Annotated in this window: 18 protein-coding genes; 12 read left to right on the plus strand and 6 right to left on the minus strand. The window is 65.6% G+C overall.

Annotated features, from left to right (window positions below; genetic code table 11):
* Positions 1 to 31 precede the first annotated feature (31 nt).
* Positions 32 to 520 carry a peroxiredoxin gene (locus PVV74_RS20850; RefSeq protein ID WP_103762956.1) on the minus strand — a complete coding sequence of 163 codons (489 nt, stop codon included), beginning with the start codon at positions 518 to 520 and terminating at the stop codon, positions 32 to 34.
* Between the two features lie 90 nt (positions 521 to 610).
* On the opposite strand from PVV74_RS20850, the gene PVV74_RS20855 reads away from it, so the two are divergent.
* Positions 611 to 1816 carry an NAD(P)/FAD-dependent oxidoreductase gene (locus tag PVV74_RS20855; protein ID WP_274594522.1) on the plus strand — a complete coding sequence of 402 codons (1206 nt, stop codon included), beginning with the start codon at positions 611 to 613 and terminating at the stop codon, positions 1814 to 1816.
* A complete protein-coding gene (rsmD, locus tag PVV74_RS20860) occupies positions 1813 to 2367 on the plus strand; it encodes a 16S rRNA (guanine(966)-N(2))-methyltransferase RsmD (RefSeq protein ID WP_274594523.1) in 555 nt (184 codons plus the stop codon). Before PVV74_RS20855 ends, rsmD begins: the two co-directional genes overlap by 4 nt.
* A gap of 106 nt (positions 2368 to 2473) precedes the next feature.
* On the opposite strand, the gene PVV74_RS20865 is transcribed toward rsmD, so the two are convergent.
* Entirely contained in the window at positions 2474 to 3913 is a 1440-nt protein-coding gene (locus PVV74_RS20865) for an FAD-dependent monooxygenase (protein WP_338020438.1), read from the minus strand.
* Here PVV74_RS20865 and PVV74_RS20870 point away from each other — a divergent pair.
* The 5 genes from PVV74_RS20870 (at position 3813) to PVV74_RS20890 (ending at position 10889) form a co-directional block, all read left to right on the plus strand.
* Entirely contained in the window at positions 3813 to 5141 is a 1329-nt protein-coding gene (locus PVV74_RS20870; protein ID WP_274594524.1) for an amidase, read from the plus strand. The two genes, PVV74_RS20865 and PVV74_RS20870, sit on opposite strands and share 101 nt — an antisense overlap.
* Before the next feature lie 211 nt (positions 5142 to 5352).
* Entirely contained in the window at positions 5353 to 6531 is a 1179-nt protein-coding gene (locus tag PVV74_RS20875) for an aminotransferase class I/II-fold pyridoxal phosphate-dependent enzyme (RefSeq protein WP_274594525.1), read from the plus strand.
* Between the two features lie 15 nt (positions 6532 to 6546).
* Positions 6547 to 9516 carry a DNA translocase FtsK gene (locus PVV74_RS20880; protein WP_103762961.1) on the plus strand — a complete coding sequence of 990 codons (2970 nt, stop codon included), beginning with the start codon at positions 6547 to 6549 and terminating at the stop codon, positions 9514 to 9516.
* An 83-nt stretch (positions 9517 to 9599) separates the two neighbouring features.
* Complete coding sequence (locus PVV74_RS20885; RefSeq protein ID WP_274594526.1) at positions 9600 to 10178, plus strand: exopolysaccharide biosynthesis protein; 579 nt, start codon at positions 9600 to 9602, stop codon at positions 10176 to 10178.
* Positions 10179 to 10292: 114 nt separating this feature from the next.
* The gene (locus tag PVV74_RS20890) at positions 10293 to 10889 is read left to right on the plus strand and encodes a LolA family protein (RefSeq protein WP_274594527.1); all 597 of its coding nucleotides are present in this window, start codon (positions 10293 to 10295) and stop codon (positions 10887 to 10889) included.
* A 20-nt stretch (positions 10890 to 10909) separates the two neighbouring features.
* Here the strand turns inward: PVV74_RS20890 and PVV74_RS20895 are convergent, their stop codons facing one another.
* Complete coding sequence (locus PVV74_RS20895; protein ID WP_103762964.1) at positions 10910 to 11503, minus strand: transglycosylase SLT domain-containing protein; 594 nt, start codon at positions 11501 to 11503, stop codon at positions 10910 to 10912.
* A gap of 200 nt (positions 11504 to 11703) precedes the next feature.
* Between PVV74_RS20895 and hspQ the strand changes: the two genes are divergently transcribed.
* Positions 11704 to 12030, plus strand: a complete 327-nt coding sequence (hspQ, locus tag PVV74_RS20900) for a heat shock protein HspQ (RefSeq protein WP_103762965.1) — start codon at positions 11704 to 11706, stop codon at positions 12028 to 12030.
* 41 nt (positions 12031 to 12071) lie between these two features.
* Here the strand turns inward: hspQ and PVV74_RS20905 are convergent, their stop codons facing one another.
* From PVV74_RS20905 to PVV74_RS20915, 3 genes are all read right to left on the minus strand, one after another.
* Positions 12072 to 13649 carry a gamma-glutamyltransferase family protein gene (locus tag PVV74_RS20905; protein WP_274594528.1) on the minus strand — a complete coding sequence of 526 codons (1578 nt, stop codon included), beginning with the start codon at positions 13647 to 13649 and terminating at the stop codon, positions 12072 to 12074.
* Between the two features lie 201 nt (positions 13650 to 13850).
* Positions 13851 to 14318 carry an ATP-binding protein gene (locus PVV74_RS20910; RefSeq protein WP_103762967.1) on the minus strand — a complete coding sequence of 156 codons (468 nt, stop codon included), beginning with the start codon at positions 14316 to 14318 and terminating at the stop codon, positions 13851 to 13853.
* A 9-nt stretch (positions 14319 to 14327) separates the two neighbouring features.
* A complete protein-coding gene (locus PVV74_RS20915) occupies positions 14328 to 14666 on the minus strand; it encodes an STAS domain-containing protein (protein ID WP_103762968.1) in 339 nt (112 codons plus the stop codon).
* Between the two features lie 112 nt (positions 14667 to 14778).
* Here PVV74_RS20915 and PVV74_RS20920 point away from each other — a divergent pair, with 112 nt between their 5' ends.
* The 4 genes from PVV74_RS20920 (at position 14779) to PVV74_RS20935 (ending at position 17776) form a co-directional block, all read left to right on the plus strand.
* Positions 14779 to 15951, plus strand: a complete 1173-nt coding sequence (locus PVV74_RS20920) for a thiolase family protein (RefSeq protein ID WP_103762969.1) — start codon at positions 14779 to 14781, stop codon at positions 15949 to 15951.
* A gap of 69 nt (positions 15952 to 16020) precedes the next feature.
* Complete coding sequence (locus PVV74_RS20925; RefSeq protein WP_274594529.1) at positions 16021 to 16476, plus strand: GAF domain-containing protein; 456 nt, start codon at positions 16021 to 16023, stop codon at positions 16474 to 16476.
* A 120-nt stretch (positions 16477 to 16596) separates the two neighbouring features.
* Complete coding sequence (locus PVV74_RS20930; protein ID WP_274594543.1) at positions 16597 to 17145, plus strand: helix-turn-helix domain-containing protein; 549 nt, start codon at positions 16597 to 16599, stop codon at positions 17143 to 17145.
* Positions 17146 to 17155: 10 nt separating this feature from the next.
* The gene (locus PVV74_RS20935; protein ID WP_274594530.1) at positions 17156 to 17776 is read left to right on the plus strand and encodes a LysE family translocator; all 621 of its coding nucleotides are present in this window, start codon (positions 17156 to 17158) and stop codon (positions 17774 to 17776) included.
* Positions 17777 to 17819 lie beyond the last annotated feature (43 nt).

Genomic DNA, 17819 nt, shown 5'->3' on the forward strand with positions numbered 1-17819 from the left:
CCGGGACGCGCGCGCGCCCCGGCCTGATTCTTCAGATCGCGTCGAGCAGCGATTCGCCGGCGGAGGTTTCGCAGGCGCCGGGGTTGTCCTCGACATGCAGGACCTTGACGGTCCCATCCTCGACCAGCATGGCATAGCGCTTGGACCGGGCGATGAGGCCAACGGGCGGCGCGGTGAAATCCATGCCGACGGCCTTGGTGAACTCCGATTGCGGGTCGCCCAGCATCGTGATGCCCGCATCAGTGGCGCCGGTGTCCTTGCCCCAGGCATCCATCACGAAGGCGTCGTTGACCGAGATGCAGATGATCTCGTCCACGCCCTTGGCGTCGAAATCGGCCTTGGTGCGGATGAAGCTGGGCACGTGGGCCGAGTGGCAGGTGGGGGTGAAGGCGCCGGGGACGGCGAAGATCGCCACCTTGCGGCCTTTGGTCTTGTCGGACAGCGCGACCTCTTCGGGGCCGTCGGCGCCCATCTTGAGCAGCGTGGCATCGGGGAGTTTGTCGCCGGTGGTGATCGTCATTGTCGCATCCTGTCTTTCGTTTGCGTTTCGATTGCCTGTAAGTATAGGCCCTGACGGCCCGAGGGCCATGTGGAATTTGCAGGAGGGGACATGTCGGGGATCGTTGTCGTGGGTGCCGGACAGGCGGGAAGTTCGCTGGTGGCGAAGCTGCGGACGCTTGGCTATGACGGCAAGGTGACGCTGATCGGCGAAGAACATGCACCGCCCTACCAGCGTCCGCCCTTGTCGAAGAAATACCTGTTGGGCGAAATGGAGTTGGAGCGGCTCTATCTGCGGCCCGAAAGCTTTTATTCCGAGAACATGATCGACTTGCGGCTTGATGCGGCGGTGACGGCGATCGACCGGACCGACAAGGTGGTCGTTGCCGGTGGGCAGGCTGTGCCTTACGAGCATCTTGTCCTGACCACGGGGTCGGTGCCGCGACGGTTGCCGCCGGCGATTGGCGGGGCGCTGGAGGGTGTCTATGTCGTGCGTGACCTGCGCGACGTGGACAGCATGGGGCCGGAGTTCCGCGAAGGTGCGAAGGTGCTGATCGTGGGGGGCGGCTATATCGGTCTGGAAGCGGCCGCCGTTGCCGCCTCGAAGGGGTTGCAGGTGACGCTGGTCGAGATGGCGGACCGGATCCTGCAGCGCGTGGCGGCGAAAGAAACGTCGGATTACTTCCGGGCGTTGCACCGCTCGCACGGTGTGGACATTCGCGAAGGCGTCGGGCTGGAGCGGTTGACTGGCGAGGGGCGGGTCAGCGGGGCTGTGCTGAACGACGGCACGGAACTGAAGGCAGACTTCGTGATCGTGGGTGTGGGGATCACCCCCGCCACGGCGCTGGCCGAGGCGGCCGGCGTCGAGGTCGAGAACGGGATCAAGGTGGATGCGCAGGGACGTACCAGCGACCCGTCGATCTGGGCGGCCGGGGATTGCGCGAGTTTTCCGTATCGGGGCGCGCGCCTGCGGCTGGAGAGCGTGCCCAATGCCATCGACATGGCGGAATGCGTGGCCGAGAACATCATGGGGGCGGGCAAGACCTATGTGCCGCAACCGTGGTTCTGGTCGGACCAGTATGACGTCAAGTTGCAGATCGCGGGGCTGAACGTGGGGTATGACCGCGTCGTGACGCGCGAGAGCGAGGGCGGTATCTCGTTCTGGTATTACGCGGGTGATACGCTGCTGGCGGTGGACGCGGCCAATGATGCGCGGGCCTACATGGTGGGCAAGCGGCTGATCGATAATGGGAAAACCGCTGATCCCGCGGTGGTGGCCGACCCCGGCGCGAACCTCAAGGCGCTGTTGAAGGCGTGAGGATCATCGGCGGCGACTTTCGCGGGCGGCGGCTGGCCTCGGTTGGCAAGGGGGACGAGGGCGCACGGCTGCGCCCCACCTCGGACCGGGTGCGTGAGAGCCTGTTCAACGTGTTGATGGCGCGGTTCGGGGACCGGGTGCAGGGGGGCGCGGTGCTGGACCTCTTTGCCGGGACCGGGGCGCTGGGGCTGGAGGCGCTGTCGCGCGGGGCGGCCCGTGCGGTGTTCGTGGAAAGCGGGCGCGTGGGGCAACGGCTGATCCGGGAGAATATCGGGATTTGCGGTGTTGCGGACCGGGTGACGCTGGTTGGCCGGGATGCGCGCAAGCTTGGCGCGGCGACGGAGGCCAGCGGGCTGGTGTTCCTCGATCCGCCTTATGGCAAGGGGTTGGGCGAGGCGGCTTTGGGCGCAGCAATGGCCGGGGGGTGGATCGCGCCGGGCGCTTTGATCGTGTGGGAGGAAGGTGGCGCGGTCGCGGTGCCGGAGGAGTGGAGCCTGCTTGATGAGCGCGCGTACGGGGATACGGTGATACGGGTTCTGGAGGCGGGGTAGGGGGCGCGTGGGTTTTCACCCACCCTACGCGAGGAGGTCCCCCCGGGTCAGGCTCGGGGCAGGCAGGATCAGGTCCGGGACGGTTGGTTTTTACCTTCGCGCGGATTCACCCCTTCATCAGCTCCGGCAGGTCGCCGGTCAGGCCCGCCGCCTCGCGGATGAATTTGCGGCGCAGGCCGGGCATGGCCGACAGCGCGCCCATGCCGACGTCGCGCGCGGCGCGCAGGAGCGGGTTGTCGTTGGAAAAGAGCCGGTTGGTGAGGTCGGTCGTCACCGCCAGCGTCGCGGTGTCGAATCGGCGCCACTGCTGATAGCGGGCGAGCACGTCTGATGCGGCGAAATCCTCGCCCCGGCGGGTGGCGTCGGTGAGGACCTGCGCCAGCGCGCCCACGTCGCGCAGCCCGGCGTTGAGGCCCTGGCCGGCGATTGGGTGCATCCCGTGCGCCGCGTCGCCGATCAGCGCCAGCCGCTCGGCCACGAAGGCGTTGGCGAGCGTCAGGTTCAGCGGATATGTGAAGCGCTTGCCGCGCAGGGAGATGTCGCCCAGGAAATCGCCGAAGCGGGGGCGGAGGACTTCCATGAAGTCGGCGTCGTCCAGGGCGGCGAAGCGAGCTGCCGTGGCCTCGGCCTCGGACCAGACGATGGAACTGACATTGCCGGGCAGCGGCAGGATGGCCAGCGGGCCGGGGGGCATGAAGAACTGGTGCGCGACGCCGTTATGGGGAAGCTCGTGTTCGATGGCGGCCACCAGCGCCGTCTGGCCGTAATCCCAGCCGGTGCGGGTGATCCCGGCCCGCTGGGCGGTGCCCGAGCTGCGCCCGTCGGAGCCCACGACGATGCGGCCCGAGAGCGTTTTGCCGGAGGCGAGCGTGAGGGTGACGCCGGTGGGGGAGACCTCCTGCGCGGTGACGGTGTCGGTGACTTGGGCGATCCGGTCCGCGTCCTGCATCGCCTCGAGGAAGGCGCGGCGCAGGTAGCGGTCTTCGAGCATGTGGCCCATCGGGCCTTCCTCGATCTCGGCATGGTCGAAATGCAGGAAGAAGGGTGCCGCGCCTTCGCCCGCGCGGCCGTCGGAGACCTTGATTTCCAGCATTGCTTGCGCGTTGTCGACCACGCGGGACCAGATGCCGATATTGGTGAGCAGGCGCACCGAGGCCAACGCCAGCGCATAGGCACGGCCATCGAAGGCGGCATCCTCGCGCACGGTCTGGGGCAGGGTGTCGATGACGGTGACGGTCAGGCCAGCCTGTGCGGCGGCGAGAGCGAGCGCGGGGCCGGTGAGGCCGCCGCCGACGATCAGGATATCGCTGTCATGGTCCATGCGGTTCAATATGTCGGCGCGGGCCGGATTGTCCATGCGCCGGATTGTCATTGGGTGGGCTTGCCTTGCGCCGGGGCATCTGCATTCATGCAGGCGATTTGGCAAAGGCGCGGAGGATCCGGGGATGAACGAGTGGCTGACGATGAGCGCGGCGGAGCTGGGGCACGGGATCGAGGCGGGCGAGATCGGGCCGGTGGCGCTGACCGAGGCGTATCTTGCGGCCATCGACGCGCATCCGGCGCGGGACGAGATTTATTCCGTGGTCACCCATGAACGCGCGCGGGCCGAGGCGCAGGCGGCGGAGGCGCGGGCGCGGGCCGGGCGGCGGCTGGGGCCTCTGGATGGCGTGCCGATCAGCTGGAAGGATTTGTTCGACAGCGCGGGGACGGCGACGGAGGCGGGCACGCGCCTGTTGCAGGGTCGGGTGCCGGAGCGGGACGCGGACGTGCTGCGCAACGCGACCGCTGCGGGGCTGGTGTGCCTGGGCAAGACGCATATGAGCGAGTTGGCGTTTTCGGGGATGGGGCTGAACCCGATGACGGCGACGCCGCCAAATGTGCACGATCCGAAGCTGGTGCCGGGGGGATCGTCCTCGGGTGCGGCGGCGAGCGTGGCGCATGGGCTGGCAGCTTGCGGCATCGGGTCGGACACGGGCGGATCGGTGCGTATCCCGTCGGCGTGGAACGACCTTGTGGGATTGAAGACCACGTCGGGGCGTGTGTCGCTGGACGGGGTCGTGCCGCTTTGCGCGAAGTTCGACACGGTCGGGCCGCTGGGCCGCAGCGTGGAAGATTGCGCGCTGATGCTGGCCGCGCTTGAAGGTGGACAGGCGGCGAACCTGGAGGGCGTGTCGCTGGAGGGGATGCGGTTCGCTGCGTTGCAGTCGGTGGTGTTCGAGGACATCCGGGACGAACCGCGCGATGCCTATTTCAGTGCGTTGGAGCGATTGAAAGCCGCGGGGGCGAGGATCGAGGAGGTGGAGTCGCCGGAGGCTGAGCAGGCGATGCCGCTGTCGGCGATCCTGTTCACGTCCGAGGCTTACGGCATCTGGGGCGACGTGATCTCGGCCAACCCGGACAAGATGTTCAAGCCCATTCGCGAGCGGTTCGAATCCGGCAAGGAATTCCGGGCCTGTGACTACGTGGCGGGGTGGAACCTGCTGGCGGCGCTGCGAATCCAGTGGGCGGAACGGATGAAACCCTATGACGCGGTGCTGATGCCGACAGCGCCGAACCTGCCGCCCGAGGTGGACCGGCTGATGACCGACGACGACTATTACGTGACCGAAAATCTGCTGGCGCTGCGCAACACGCGGGTGGGCAACCTGATGGGTCTGGCCGCTGTCAACCTGCCCACGGGCACCCCCGGTTGCGGGCTCATGATGTGCGGCGAAGCCTTCGGGGAAGAGCGGATTCTGCGTGTCGCCAAGGCCGCCGAGACGGCGTTGGCCTGAACAGGCAAAATCATCACTGGACGCAAAATCTTGTCTAGGTGATGCCGGACGGCCACAACACTTGGCCTACTTTAGAGGTATCCGCTAACCTCTTGCCAAAAATGCCACAATCCCCGCGACCCCGGTTGGTTTTGCTGGACGCAACGCGGGGGCTTTTGTAGATTTGCTTCAAACGGGGCGACAACGATCCCGTAACCTAGAGGCAGTGTTGATGTTTCCCGAGCGGTTTTCGAACCTTCCGGAATATGCGTTTCCGCGTTTGCGGAGCCTGTTGGACGTGCACGAGCCCGGCGGTGATGTGATTCACATGACCATCGGCGAGCCGCAGCACGATTTTCCGGCGTGGATCATGGACGTGATCGAGAAGCACGCAGGCGAGTTCCGCAAGTACCCGGTGAACGAGGGTATTCCGGCGCTGAACTCGGCGTTCTGTGACTGGGTTTCGCGGCGCTATGGCGTGGAGCTGAGCCCGGACCGGCACGTTATGGCGCTGAACGGGACGCGCGAGGGGCTGTACAACGCGATGATGACGCTGTGCCCCGAGACGAAGAACGGCAAGCAGCCGATCGTTCTGCTGCCGAACCCGTTCTACCAGGTTTACATGGTGGCGGCGCTGAGCGTAGGGGCGGAGCCGATGTTCCTGCCCGCGATGCGCGAGACCGGGTTCCTGCCGGATTTCGCCAGCCTGCCCGACGATGTGCTGGACCGGGTGACGGTGGCTTATTTGTGCTCGCCGTCGAACCCGCAGGGCGCGGTGGCGGACGCGGATTACTGGAAAACGCTGATCGGGCTGGCGGAAAAGCACGATTTCAAGGTCTTTGCCGACGAATGCTATTCGGAAATCTACCGCGAGACGCCGCCAGTGGGCGCGCTGGAAGTCGCGAAGGACATGAGCGCGGACCCCGAGCGGGTGGTGGCGTTTCACAGCCTGTCGAAACGGTCGAACCTGGCCGGGTTGCGGTCGGGTTTCGTGGCGGCGGGGCCGCAGAGCATGAAGCGGATCCGGCAGTTACGCTCTTACGCGGGCACGCCGCTGCCGATGCCGCTGCAGCACGCGGCGGCCAAGGTCTGGGCGGATGAAAAGCACGTGGACGTGAACCGCAGGCTTTACCAGGAGAAATTCGCGCTGGCCGACGAAATCTTTGACGGCGTGCCGGGCTATCAGGGTCCCGAGGCGGGGTTTTTCCTGTGGCTGCCGGTTGAGGATGGCGAGGCGGCGGCGCTGAAGCTGTGGAAAGAGACAGGCGTGCGGGTGCTGCCCGGTGCGTACCTGGCGCAGGAGGCTGGCGGGCTGAACCCCGGCAAAGAATACATAAGGGTCGCGATGGTGGCCCCAAAGAAGGAGGTGGCACGCGGCCTGACGCAGCTGCGTGACTGTCTTTATAATTAACGAGGAAGAGGCAACATGGCATATCAGACGCGCGGACGTGACCCGCTGTTGGACAGCTCGATGGCGGAAGCGATCGAGAAGCGAGGCAAGGAACTTCTGGGACTGGCCCTGCTGGCACTGGGATTTGCCGCCGCGATGATGATCGCATCCTACAACCCCGACGACCCCAGCTGGATGGCCGCGACGGACGCGCCGGTGCAGAACATGCTGGGCCGCATGGGCGCATCGATTGCCGCGCCGCTGTTCATGATCGTGGGATGGGGGGCGTGGGGCCTTGCCGTCGTCCTTGGGGCGTGGGGTGTGCGTTTCGCCCTGCACCGCGGTCAGGACCGGGCGATTGGCCGTTTGATCTATGCGCCGATCTGGATCGCGCTTCTGGCGATGTATGCCTCGTCGCTGGAGCCGAGCGCGGCATGGTCGGCCTCGCACAGCTTTGGCTATGGCGGGCTGTTCGGGGAGATGGCGCTGGGTACCGTGCTGGGATTCCTGCCGATCAGCGCGACCTTCGGGCTGAAGCTGTTGTCGCTGCTGCTGGCCGTGGGGATGGTTACGCTGGGCGCGTTCATCCTGGGGTTCAGCCGTCTGGAGCTGTCGCAGATCGCACGGTTCCTGGTGGTGGGCACGATCATGACCTATGCCACGCTGCGCGGCTTGGTGGCCCGTGGTGGCGGGATCGCCGCAGGGGCCGCGAAGACGGCGCAGGCCAAGGCCGCCGAGCGCCGGGACCGCCGGATGCAGGACCGTGCCGAGGCCGACGAGATAGCCCGGGCCGAGGCGGCTGTGCCCGAGCCGCGCGTGCACCGGGCCGAGCCGGCGATGGTCGCGAGTGCCCCGCGGCAGGCTTATGCCGCGCCTGTTGCAAGCCAAGCGCCGGAATATGACATGAGCCCCGCGCCGGAAAAGACCGGTGGGCTGCTGTCGCGGATGCCGTCGCTGATGCGCCGGCCCGAGCGTGAGCCCGAGCCGGAACTGATCGAGGCGTCGGAAATGCCCGACATGCCTGCCCCCAGTGGCGACCGGGTCACCGCCAAGATCGCCGACGTGATCAAGAGCCGGGTGCGCCAGAACCCCGCCGTGCAGGTCGAGTCGGTGGCGCCGCTGACCCGTGGCCGTGGCCGTGGGCCGGACCCGCTGATCCTGAACACCGCGCCGCAAAACACGGTGCGGGCCGAGCCGCCGCTGACTGCCGGACGAGCTGTGCCGGGCGTCGCGCCGACCCATGCGCCGATGCAGGAGATGGTCGAAGCCATGCCCGAGGACGAGGTGATCGACGACGGCTATGGCGCCTATGACGCTTACGAGGCAGAGCCGGAGGTTCCGGTTTACTCGCGAGCCGCAACACCCGCGGAAATGCCCGCGGCCGAGCCGAAGAAGGTCGTGCAGCACCCGCCGCGTCGTGCGCCGCAACCGTCCACCCGGGCGCAGGCCGAGGCGCAGCCCAAGCTGCAATTCGAGGAAAAGCCGCAGGTCGAGTACGAGTTGCCGCCGTTGAGCCTCTTGACCAATCCGGTCAACATCCAGCGCCATCACCTGAGCGACGAGGCGTTGGAGGAAAACGCCCGCATGCTGGAGACTGTACTGGATGACTATGGCGTGAAGGGCGAGATCGTCAGCGTGCGCCCCGGCCCCGTGGTGACGATGTACGAGCTGGAGCCTGCGCCGGGCCTGAAGGCCAGCCGCGTGATCGGCCTGTCCGACGATATCGCGCGGTCGATGTCGGCCCTGTCTGCGCGGGTCAGTACGGTGCCGGGACGGTCGGTGATCGGGATCGAACTGCCCAACGACAACCGCGAGATGGTCAGTTTCCGCGAGATCCTGTCGAGCCGCGACTATGGCGATGGCAACCAGAAGCTGCCGCTGGCGCTGGGCAAGGATATCGGCGGCGACCCGATGGTGGCGAACCTGGCAAAGATGCCTCACCTGCTGATCGCGGGGACGACGGGTTCAGGCAAGTCGGTGGCGATCAACACGATGATCCTCAGCCTGCTTTACAAGCTGACGCCCGAGGATCTGCGCCTTGTGATGATCGACCCCAAGATGCTGGAGCTGAGCGTCTATGACGGGATTCCGCACCTGCTGAGCCCAGTGGTGACTGACCCGAAGAAGGCCGTGGTGGCATTGAAGTGGGTAGTGGCGGAAATGGAAGACCGCTATCGCAAGATGTCGAAGATGGGCGTGCGCAACATCGACGGTTACAACAGTCGCGTGGCCGATGCGCTGGCCAAGGGCGAGATGTTCAGCCGGACGGTGCAAACCGGGTTCGACGACGACACGGGCGAGCCGGTGTTCGAGACCGAGGAATTCGCGCCCGAGAAGATGCCCTTCATCGTGGTCATAGTCGACGAGATGGCCGACCTGATGATGGTGGCCGGCAAGGAGATCGAGGCTTGCATCCAGCGCCTGGCGCAGATGGCGCGGGCGAGCGGGATCCACCTGATCATGGCCACGCAGCGCCCGTCGGTGGACGTGATCACCGGCACGATCAAGGCCAACTTCCCCACCCGGATCAGCTTTCAGGTGACCAGCAAGATCGACAGCCGCACGATCCTTGGCGAGATGGGGGCCGAGCAGCTTCTGGGTATGGGTGACATGCTGTACATGGCGGGCGGCGGCAAGATTACCCGCAGTCACGGCCCCTTCGTGAGCGACGAGGAGGTCGAAGAGGTGGTGAACCACCTGAAGGCCTTTGGCCCGCCGGTCTATGTGGGGGGCGTGCAGGACGGCCCCGAGGACGACAAGGCCGACAAGATCGATGCGGTTCTGGGCCTTTCCACGGGCGGCAACACCGATGGCGAGGATGCACTTTACGACCAGGCAGTGCAGATCGCCATCACCGACCGGAAATGCTCCACCTCCTATATCCAGCGCAAGCTGGCCATCGGCTATAACAAGGCCGCGCGGCTGGTCGAGCAGATGGAAGATGAGGGTGTCGTGAGTGCCGCGAACCACGTGGGCAAGCGCGAGATCCTGGTGCCGGAGCAGTAAGTTCCGGCACTGGTCCACGGGAAACGTTTTCCTGACTGTCGCGTTGGCGTGGTACCGAACCACAACGCGCGAGGGACAGGTGAATGGCCGGGGACGCCGAGACACTTCTGGATGAGATCGACCGGCTGGCCGAAGGCGAAGACAGCGTCTCGGTCAGGGACGTGGTCGATGCGATTGGCGGTCGCGGGTTTGGGCCGATCATTTTCGTCATCGCGCTGCTGGGCGCGTCGCCGCTGGGCGGGATCCCGGGTGTGCCGACCCTGTTTGCCATTCTCGTGATCCTGATTGCCGTGCAGATCCTGCTGGGACGGCAGAGTTTCTGGATCCCGGACAGGATCGGCAACCGGGCAGTGGAAGATGAGAAAGTCACCCGCTCGGTCGGCAAGGCGCGTCCCGTGGCGCAGTGGATGGACCGGTATTTCGGGCACCGGCTGGAGGCGCTGACCGGGCAGCCGGCGCAGATCGCCGCCGCCTGCGTGGTGGTGAGCCTGTGCCTGATGATCCCGCCGCTGGAAGTGGTGCCCTTCGCGGCGCTGATCCCGTTTTCGGCCATCGCCCTTCTGGGGCTGGCGATTACGGTGCGGGACGGGGTGCTGATGGTGGTGGCGTTCGCGGCGAGCGCCGGGGCGCTGTTCGCGGCGGTAAACCTTTTCCCGTTCTGAAGCGTTGAGGCCGGAGAAGAGAGGGCTCACGCGCAATTGCGCCGATTGCTATCGCATAACAGCGCGGGTGTGCCTATCTTGCGAAGACGATGAATTAAGGAGAGGTTTCCCCTCATGCGCATGGTTGCCTTGGCTTTGAGTATGCTGCTGGCCACGCCGGCGATGGCCCAAAAGCTGTCGCTGAACGAGATTTCGCAATACCTGAACAGTTTCAGTTCGGCGACGGGCGAGTTCACCCAGATCAACGACGATGGCACGATCAGCACCGGACAGATCTATATCAAGCGGCCCGGGCGGGTGCGGTTCGAATACAATCCGCCGGAGCAGACGCTGGTGGTGGCCGATGGCGACACGGTTGGCATCATGGACCCCAAGTCGAATACCGGGGGCGAGGCCTATCCGCTGGATCGCACGCCGCTGAAGATCATCCTGCAGCGCAACGTGGATTTCGGCCGCGCGCGCATGGTCACCGGTCATAGCAGCGACGGCAAGACGACCACGGTACGCGCACAGGACCCCGCGCATCCGGAATACGGCAATATCGAGCTGGTGTTCACCGGCAACCCGGTCGAACTGCGTCAATGGGTGATCAACGACAGCGGTGGCAGCAAGACCACCGTGGTGCTGGGCGATCTGACCACGGGTATGCAGCTGGGCAATGACAGGTTCGTCATTCCCGGCAAGGACAAGTTCAAGCGGATCGACAGGTAGGCCGGGCGAGGCGGGGCGGCTTAGCGCCGCCCGCAGGCCCGCAATTGTTGATCGTAGACGATGGCGCGCTGGCCCACTTCGCCAGACACGCGCAACAGCCAGGGTTTGGCGTTATAGCTGCCGCGGCTAAAGCCGGTGCGCCCTTCGTGGTAGGCAAGGTAGTGGTTGCGCGCGTCGTGCATGGGAATGCCCAGGCGCTGGTTCGACTGCGCCATGTACCAGCCCATGAAGTCGGTCGCGTCGCGGATATCGTTACGCCGCGCGGCGCGGTTGCCGTCGTTCAGATACTCCTCCCACGTGCCGTCCAGCGCTTGGCTGTAGCCGTAGGCGGAACTTTGGCGGCCCATGGGAATCACCCCGAGCGTCCAGCGGAAGGGCGTGCGCGCCTCGCCGTCGAACTTGCTTTCCTGGTAGATCGTGGCCATCTGCACCGGCACGGGCACGCCCCAGCGACGTTCGGTCGCCTTAAAGGCCCGCAGGTAGTGCGGTTTCTGCGCCACGATGGCACAGGCATTTTCCAGATTGTCGGGCGGCGGGCCGCTGGGGCCGCCACCACAGGCGTTCAGAGTGGCCAAGGCCACCATTCCAATGATCGTGCGAAGACGTCTGCTCATCTGCCTCTCGCTATGTTTGTTTTTCTTTTAAGTTTAACGAAAAAACCGAGCCTTGGGAATGGCGGATTTCACGCTTTGGCGTGAAGGCGCGGCACGAACTGTCGGGCCAGCGTTCACAGACTGTTTCCCGAGAAAAAGGCCGCTCAGATTGGACAAAACTCGGTTGAACGCAGTAGAGTGTGACGGTAGGGGCTAGATGAATGTTGAAGACGCGTGCAAAATATCACCTTGGTCAAATCGTGAAACACCGCAAACATCCGTTTCGCGGTGTGATTTTCGATGTGGACCCGGAGTTCGCCAATACCGAGGAGTGGTACGACTCGATTCCCGAGGAGAGCCGCCCGGTGAAGGATCAGCCGTTTTATCACCTTCTGGCGGAGAACGATCAGACCTATTACGTGGCCTATGTCAGCGAACAGAACCTGATCGCGGATTATTCGGGTGAGCCGGTGGGGCATCCGGATATTCCGGACCTGTTCGGCCCGTTCGAGGATGGGCAGTACCCGCTTCACTTCCAACTGAACTGAGCCCGAGGGGCGCGGTGCCGCGCCCCGGGCCCGTCGGGGCATCAATATCCCAGCGCGCAGCCGTCCTTGCGCGGGTCGGAGCCGCCTTCGAGCACGCCGCTTTCCTTGATCTCGATCGCCTGCGCGCCGCCGATGGCCTCGTCGGGTTCGACGACGTTGTGGCCCAGGTCGGCCAGCGCCCGATGCACGTCGGGGGAATACCCCGTCTCTACCCGCAGCTCGCCCGCGTCGGGGAAGCAGCGGGGGCCGTCGATCGCCTCCTGCGGGGAGAAGCCGAAATCGCGCAGGTTCGACACGAAACGCGCGTGGCCGTTGGCCTGGTACGCGCCGCCCATGACGCCGAACGGCATGGTGACGCGGCCATTGTCGCGCAGCATGCCGGGGATGATCGTGTGCATGGGGCGTTTGCCGCCGTTCATCTCGTTCGCGTGGCCCTCTTCGAGCGTGAAGCCGGCACCGCGGTTTTGCAGCAGGATGCCGAACTTTTCCGACGCGATGCCGGAGCCGAAGCCGTGGAAGATGGAATAGATCAGCGACACGGCCATGCGGTCGCTGTCGACCACGGTGATGTAGATCGTGTCGCGGTGCACGGCCTCACTGAGCGTTGTCGCGGATGGCATGGCCTTTTTCGGGTCGATCAGCGCGGCGAGCGCCTTGGCGGTGTCCATTGACAGCATGTGATCGAGCCGCGCGATGTGATCGCTGTCGGCCATGATGCGGTTGCGGGCGTCGTAGGCCAGCTTGGTCGCCTCGGCCTCGATATGGGCGCGGTGGGCGCCGAAAGGATCCATCGCCGCGATGTCGAACTGCGCGAGGATGTTGAGCAGAAGGATCGCCGTGGCGCCCTGGCCGTTGGGCGGATGCTCGACCAGGTCGATGCCGGCATAGCTGCCGCTGATCGGGTCCGTCGGCGTGCAGGCGGTGGCAGCGAAATCGTCCGCTGTGTGAACGCCGCCCATTGCATTGAGGGCCGCCACCATGTCGTCGGCCACTTCGCCCTTGTAGAACGCGTCGCGCCCGTCGCGGGCGACGCGGCGCAGCACCTCGGCCTGGCCGGGGCAGCGGAAGATCTCGCCTTGTTTCAGGGGTTTGCCGCCGTTCGAAAAATGTGTGAGCCCGTGACCCTGCAGGCATTCGCCGGCACTGGGCCAGTCGCTGGCGACGCGCGGGGCGACTGGCACGCCGTTGTCGGCATAGTGGATGGCGGGGGCGAGCAGCGCATCGAGACCCAGCTTGCCGTGGGTGTCGGACAAATGGCAGAAGGCGTCGACGGCGCCGGGAATCGTGACCGCCTCGGGGCCGTGCAGGGGCACCGTTTCCAGGCCGCGGGCGCGCAGGTCGGCGGCGCTGGCGGCGGCGGGGGCGCGGCCGGAGCCGTTGAGCGCATGGATGTCATCGCTGCCGGGTTTCGTGAACAGAACGAAGCAGTCGCCGCCGATCCCGGTCATCTGCGGCTCGCAGATCCCCAGCAGGACGGCACCGGCGATGGCCGCGTCCATGGCGTTTCCGCCGCGTTTCAGGATGTCGATCGCGGCCTGTGCGGCCAGGGGGTGCGACGTGGCGCACATGCCGTTGGTGGCCAGAACGGCCGAGCGGCCGGGGCGTTGGAAATCGCGCATGATAGCTCCGGTGATTGGTGGTTTTTCGGCACCTTACGGGGTGTGTCAGGAAATGCCAATCAGGAGGAAGAGAACCTCGACGCCGCGCACTGGGTGGGGGCTGTAAAACGCGGCGCCGAGGGAAGCCATATGCAGCTACGGGATCGTTTGTGCCGATCCATTGGGGCGGCTCTGCGATGGGATTGGGGCAATTCGGTGACGTCAGGATTTTTCCGGCGCCAAGTAGCGAGGAAAGGTCATACGCAGCGTATTGCGACCCGCGTGGCGGGTGTGGGAAAGGTCAAGGCACAGCTTGTGAATGAGAAACCACCCGAACCCCCCTTCCGGAAGGTCCGCGCGGGCGCCTGAACTGTCTGGCAGGAGGCCCGGCGGTAGCGCGCCGCCGGGCATGCCGTGGCCCGAATCGGACAGCGTGACCAGCACGCGGTCGGCCAGCAGATCGACGACCATGTGCACCTCGCCGGGGGCGCGGCCGGCATAGCCGTGTTCGGTAACGTTGTTGAGCGCCTCGCTGACTGCGAGGGTGATCGAGCCGCGCAGGTCCCCATCAATCCCGGCATCGGTGAGGGCCGCGCCAAGCGCCTCGACCATGTCGCGCACGTCAAGTTCCGTCGCGGTGGACGAGAGCGCGGCGAGCGGGGCGGATTGCGAAGGGGCGGTGGCGGCCACTTTGCCGCGTCAGCCCGCCGCGCGCTGGAGCGCCGCTGCCATGTCCTTGTGGATCACGAAGATCGAATCCATCCGCGTCAGGCGAAACACCTTGGCAACGTCCGGGGTCAGCCCGGCAAGGTCCAGCCGTCGCCCATCGCCCATTTGTTTCATCGAGGCGATGATGGCGCCAAGGCCGCTGGAATCGACGAAGGCGACGCCGGAGAGGTCAAGCAGCACGTGATCCGCGCCATCATCCGTCAGGGTGCGCATTTCATCCTTGAACCGGATCGCCGAGGCCGCGTCGATGCGGTTGTCTTCGACCGTGATAACCTTGATGTTGTTGTGAGTGGCGCAGGTGAGTTGCATGAAGCCTCCGGACACGGGAAAGATGCGCGCAGACTAGGCGCAATTCCTTACCAAACCGTTTGGCCCCGAGAGCTTTTTCGGAGCGGTACCCAAGGATGAAAGGACAGTCGGCATGAAAGAGGTTGTGATCGCGGGTGCGGCCCGAACGCCCATGGGCGGATTCCAGGGGGATTTCGACGGGGTCGAGGCCAGTGTCCTGGGCGGCGCTGCAATTTCCGCGGCGCTGAAGGATGCAGGTGCCGCGACCGTGGGCGAGCTGTTGATGGGCTGTGTTCTTCCCGCCGGGCAGGGGCAGGCCCCGGCGCGGCAGGCGGGGTTCAAGGCGGGGCTGGGCGAGGACGTGCCGGCGACCACGCTGAACAAGATGTGCGGCTCGGGCATGAAGGCGGCGATGATCGGGTTCGACCAGATCGCGCTGGGCCAAACCGACACGATGGTGACGGGCGGCATGGAGAGCATGTCGAACGCGCCCTACCTGCTGCCCAAGATGCGCGGCGGGGCGCGGATCGGGCATGGGCAGGTGATCGACCACATGTTCCTCGACGGGCTGGAAGACGCCTATGACAAGGGGCGGCTGATGGGCACGTTTGCCGAGGATTGCGCCGAGAAATACCAGTTCACCCGCGAGGCGCAGGATGCGTATGCCATCGGGTCGCTGGAAGGGGCGCTGGAGGCCCAGAAGAGCGGTGCGTTCGCGGGCGAGATCGCGCCGGTGACGCTGGAGACGCGCAAGGGCACGGTGGTGATCGAGGTGGACGAGCAGCCCGGCAAGGCGCGGCCCGAAAAGATTCCCCAGCTGAAGCCTGCGTTCCGCGACGGCGGGACGGTGACGGCGGCCAATTCGAGCTCGATCAGCGACGGGGCGGCGGCGCTGGTGCTGGCCTCGCGCGAGGCGGCGGAGGCGCAGGGGCTGAAGGTCCGGGCGCGGATCCTGGGCCATGCCAGCCACGCGCAGGCGCCGGGATGGTTTACCACGGCCCCGGTGCCGGCGGCGCAGAAGCTGCTGGAGCGGATCGGCTGGACGAAGGACGAGGTGGACCTGTGGGAAGTGAACGAGGCGTTTGCCGTGGTGCCGATGGCCTTCATGCACGAAATGGGCCTGCCACGTGAGAAGGTGAATGTGCATGGCGGGGCCTGTGCGCTGGGTCACCCCATCGGGGCAAGCGGGGCGCGGATCATGGTGACGTTGTTGAATGCGCTGGAAAAAAGAGATCTGAAGCGCGGTGTTGCGGCGATTTGCATCGGCGGGGGCGAGGGCACGGCCATCGCGATCGAGCGGGGCTGAGGCGCAAATCTTTTTCGGAAAAGATTTGCCAAGAGTATTTCTGAAAACTCTTGGCGCGGGAGGCGAGTTATGCGTGCGGATTACGACGCGTTGTCCAAGACCATCGGGGCGTTGACCGAAGGTGAGAGTGACGAAGTGGCGCTGATGGCGACGGTGGTGTGCGAGTTGCACCATGCCGACGACCGGTTCGACTGGACCGGGTTCTACCGGGTGACTGCGCCCGACCTGTTGAAGATCGGCCCCTACCAGGGCGGGCATGGGTGTTTGCAGATCCCATTTTCGCGGGGCGTCTGCGGGGCGGCGGCGCGGACGGGCGAGGTGCAGTTGGTCGATGATGTCGACAGTTTCGACGGGCATATTGCCTGTGCCAGTTCCACCCGGTCGGAGATCGTCCTGCCGGTGCGGGACGGGCAGGGGCGGCTGCTGGCGGTGCTGGATATCGACAGCGATCAGCCGGCGGCGTTCGACGCGGCGGATGCCGACGGATTGGGCCGCATCCTCGCATCGGTGTTCGGGCGACTTTGAACGTCGACCGACGGGTGGCGTGAAATTTTCATTGATTTTTTCACGCGACACGCGCAGCGTGAAAATTGAACGAAGAATTTCACGAAAGAGTGCGCTTTGGAACAGAGCCAGGTATCCGCGATGCGCAGCCTTGGGGCCGATTTGCGGGCTTTGCGGAAGGCGCGGGGACTGACGCTGAGTGACATGGCGCAGGCGCTGGGCCGGTCGGTGGGCTGGCTGAGCCAAGTAGAGCGAGACTTGTCCGAGCCGTCGATTTCGGATCTGCGCCAGATGGCCGAAAGGTTCGGCGTGCCGATGTCGTTTCTCTTTGCCCATGCCAGTGCCCCGGCGGAAGAGCAGGGCATCGTCGTGCGCAAGGTATCTCGGCGGCAGATGGGATCGAGCGAGGAAGGGCTGATCGAGGAGCTATTGTCGCCCGACCTGAGTGACGATTTCGAAGTGATCCATTCCACGTTCCGGCCCGGATCGAAGATGCAGCGCCCGGCCACGCGGCCGACGCAGGAGGTGGGATATGTCGTGTCCGGTCGGCTGGACCTGAGCATCGGCGGGCGGTCTTTCAGCGTGGGGCCGGGCGACAGTTTCCGGATCCGGCACGAGACCTATGCGTGGTCCAATCCTTATGACGAACCATGCGTCGCGATCTGGGTGATCGCGCCGCCGGTATATTGAGGAGGCGGGGGTGAGCCTGGAGGGATGGACCATCTTCGCGTTGTTCTGGGTGGTGTTCGTGACCACGCCCGGGCCCAATGCCGTGAACTGCATCACCAACGGCATGACGGTCGGGTTCCGCCGCAGCCTGTGGGGGGTGGCGGCGATTCTGACGCAGGCGGCGCTGTTCCTGACCTTGTCGGCGGCGGGCGTGACGGCGCTGATCGCAACCTCGCCCGAGGCATTTCAGGTGGCGAAATTCATTGGCGCGGGGTTTTTGATTTACCTCGGGATCCGCGGCTGGATCATGGCGCGGGGTCGCGTCGTGGTGGCCGCGCCAGACGGGCGCAGCATCTACTGGCGGGCCTTTGCCATCGCGACGATCAAACCCAAGAGCGTGGCGGGATACCTGGCGGCGTTCAGCCAGTTCGTGCAGCCGGACGTGCCGATCTGGAGCCAGATGTGGGTGATCTTTCCCACGGCGCTGAGCCTGACCGCGCTGAGCTACATGGGCTACACGGCGCTGGGCGCGGGGTTGGGTCGGGCGGCGCTGGGCGCGGTGTTCAACGTGTGGCTGCGGCGCGGGCTTGCGGCGTGTTTCGTGGTTTACGGCGTGCTGCTGGGGGCGGCCTCGACGCCGGGGAGGGCGTGAGATGATCAAGGCTGAGGGCCTTCGGGCGGATGCGCTTTGGAAG

It is taken from the genome of Roseovarius sp. SK2, assembly GCF_028807495.1.
Taxonomy (GTDB): domain Bacteria; phylum Pseudomonadota; class Alphaproteobacteria; order Rhodobacterales; family Rhodobacteraceae; genus Roseovarius; species Roseovarius confluentis.

Coding starts and splice junctions, on each gene's coding strand:
- PVV74_RS20850 (WP_103762956.1), bottom strand. CDS start 520: ATGACGATCACCACCGGCGACAAACTCCCCGATGCCACGCTGCTCAAG.
- PVV74_RS20855 (WP_274594522.1), top strand. CDS start 611: ATGTCGGGGATCGTTGTCGTGGGTGCCGGACAGGCGGGAAGTTCGCTG.
- PVV74_RS20870 (WP_274594524.1), top strand. CDS start 3,813: ATGAACGAGTGGCTGACGATGAGCGCGGCGGAGCTGGGGCACGGGATC.
- PVV74_RS20865 (WP_338020438.1), bottom strand. CDS start 3,913: ATGGCCGCAAGATACGCCTCGGTCAGCGCCACCGGCCCGATCTCGCCC.
- PVV74_RS20875 (WP_274594525.1), top strand. CDS start 5,353: ATGTTTCCCGAGCGGTTTTCGAACCTTCCGGAATATGCGTTTCCGCGT.
- PVV74_RS20880 (WP_103762961.1), top strand. CDS start 6,547: ATGGCATATCAGACGCGCGGACGTGACCCGCTGTTGGACAGCTCGATG.
- PVV74_RS20885 (WP_274594526.1), top strand. CDS start 9,600: ATGGCCGGGGACGCCGAGACACTTCTGGATGAGATCGACCGGCTGGCC.
- PVV74_RS20890 (WP_274594527.1), top strand. CDS start 10,293: ATGCGCATGGTTGCCTTGGCTTTGAGTATGCTGCTGGCCACGCCGGCG.
- PVV74_RS20895 (WP_103762964.1), bottom strand. CDS start 11,503: ATGAGCAGACGTCTTCGCACGATCATTGGAATGGTGGCCTTGGCCACT.
- hspQ (WP_103762965.1), top strand. CDS start 11,704: ATGTTGAAGACGCGTGCAAAATATCACCTTGGTCAAATCGTGAAACAC.
- PVV74_RS20905 (WP_274594528.1), bottom strand. CDS start 13,649: ATGCGCGATTTCCAACGCCCCGGCCGCTCGGCCGTTCTGGCCACCAAC.
- PVV74_RS20915 (WP_103762968.1), bottom strand. CDS start 14,666: ATGCAACTCACCTGCGCCACTCACAACAACATCAAGGTTATCACGGTC.
- PVV74_RS20920 (WP_103762969.1), top strand. CDS start 14,779: ATGAAAGAGGTTGTGATCGCGGGTGCGGCCCGAACGCCCATGGGCGGA.
- PVV74_RS20925 (WP_274594529.1), top strand. CDS start 16,021: ATGCGTGCGGATTACGACGCGTTGTCCAAGACCATCGGGGCGTTGACC.
- PVV74_RS20930 (WP_274594543.1), top strand. CDS start 16,597: ATGCGCAGCCTTGGGGCCGATTTGCGGGCTTTGCGGAAGGCGCGGGGA.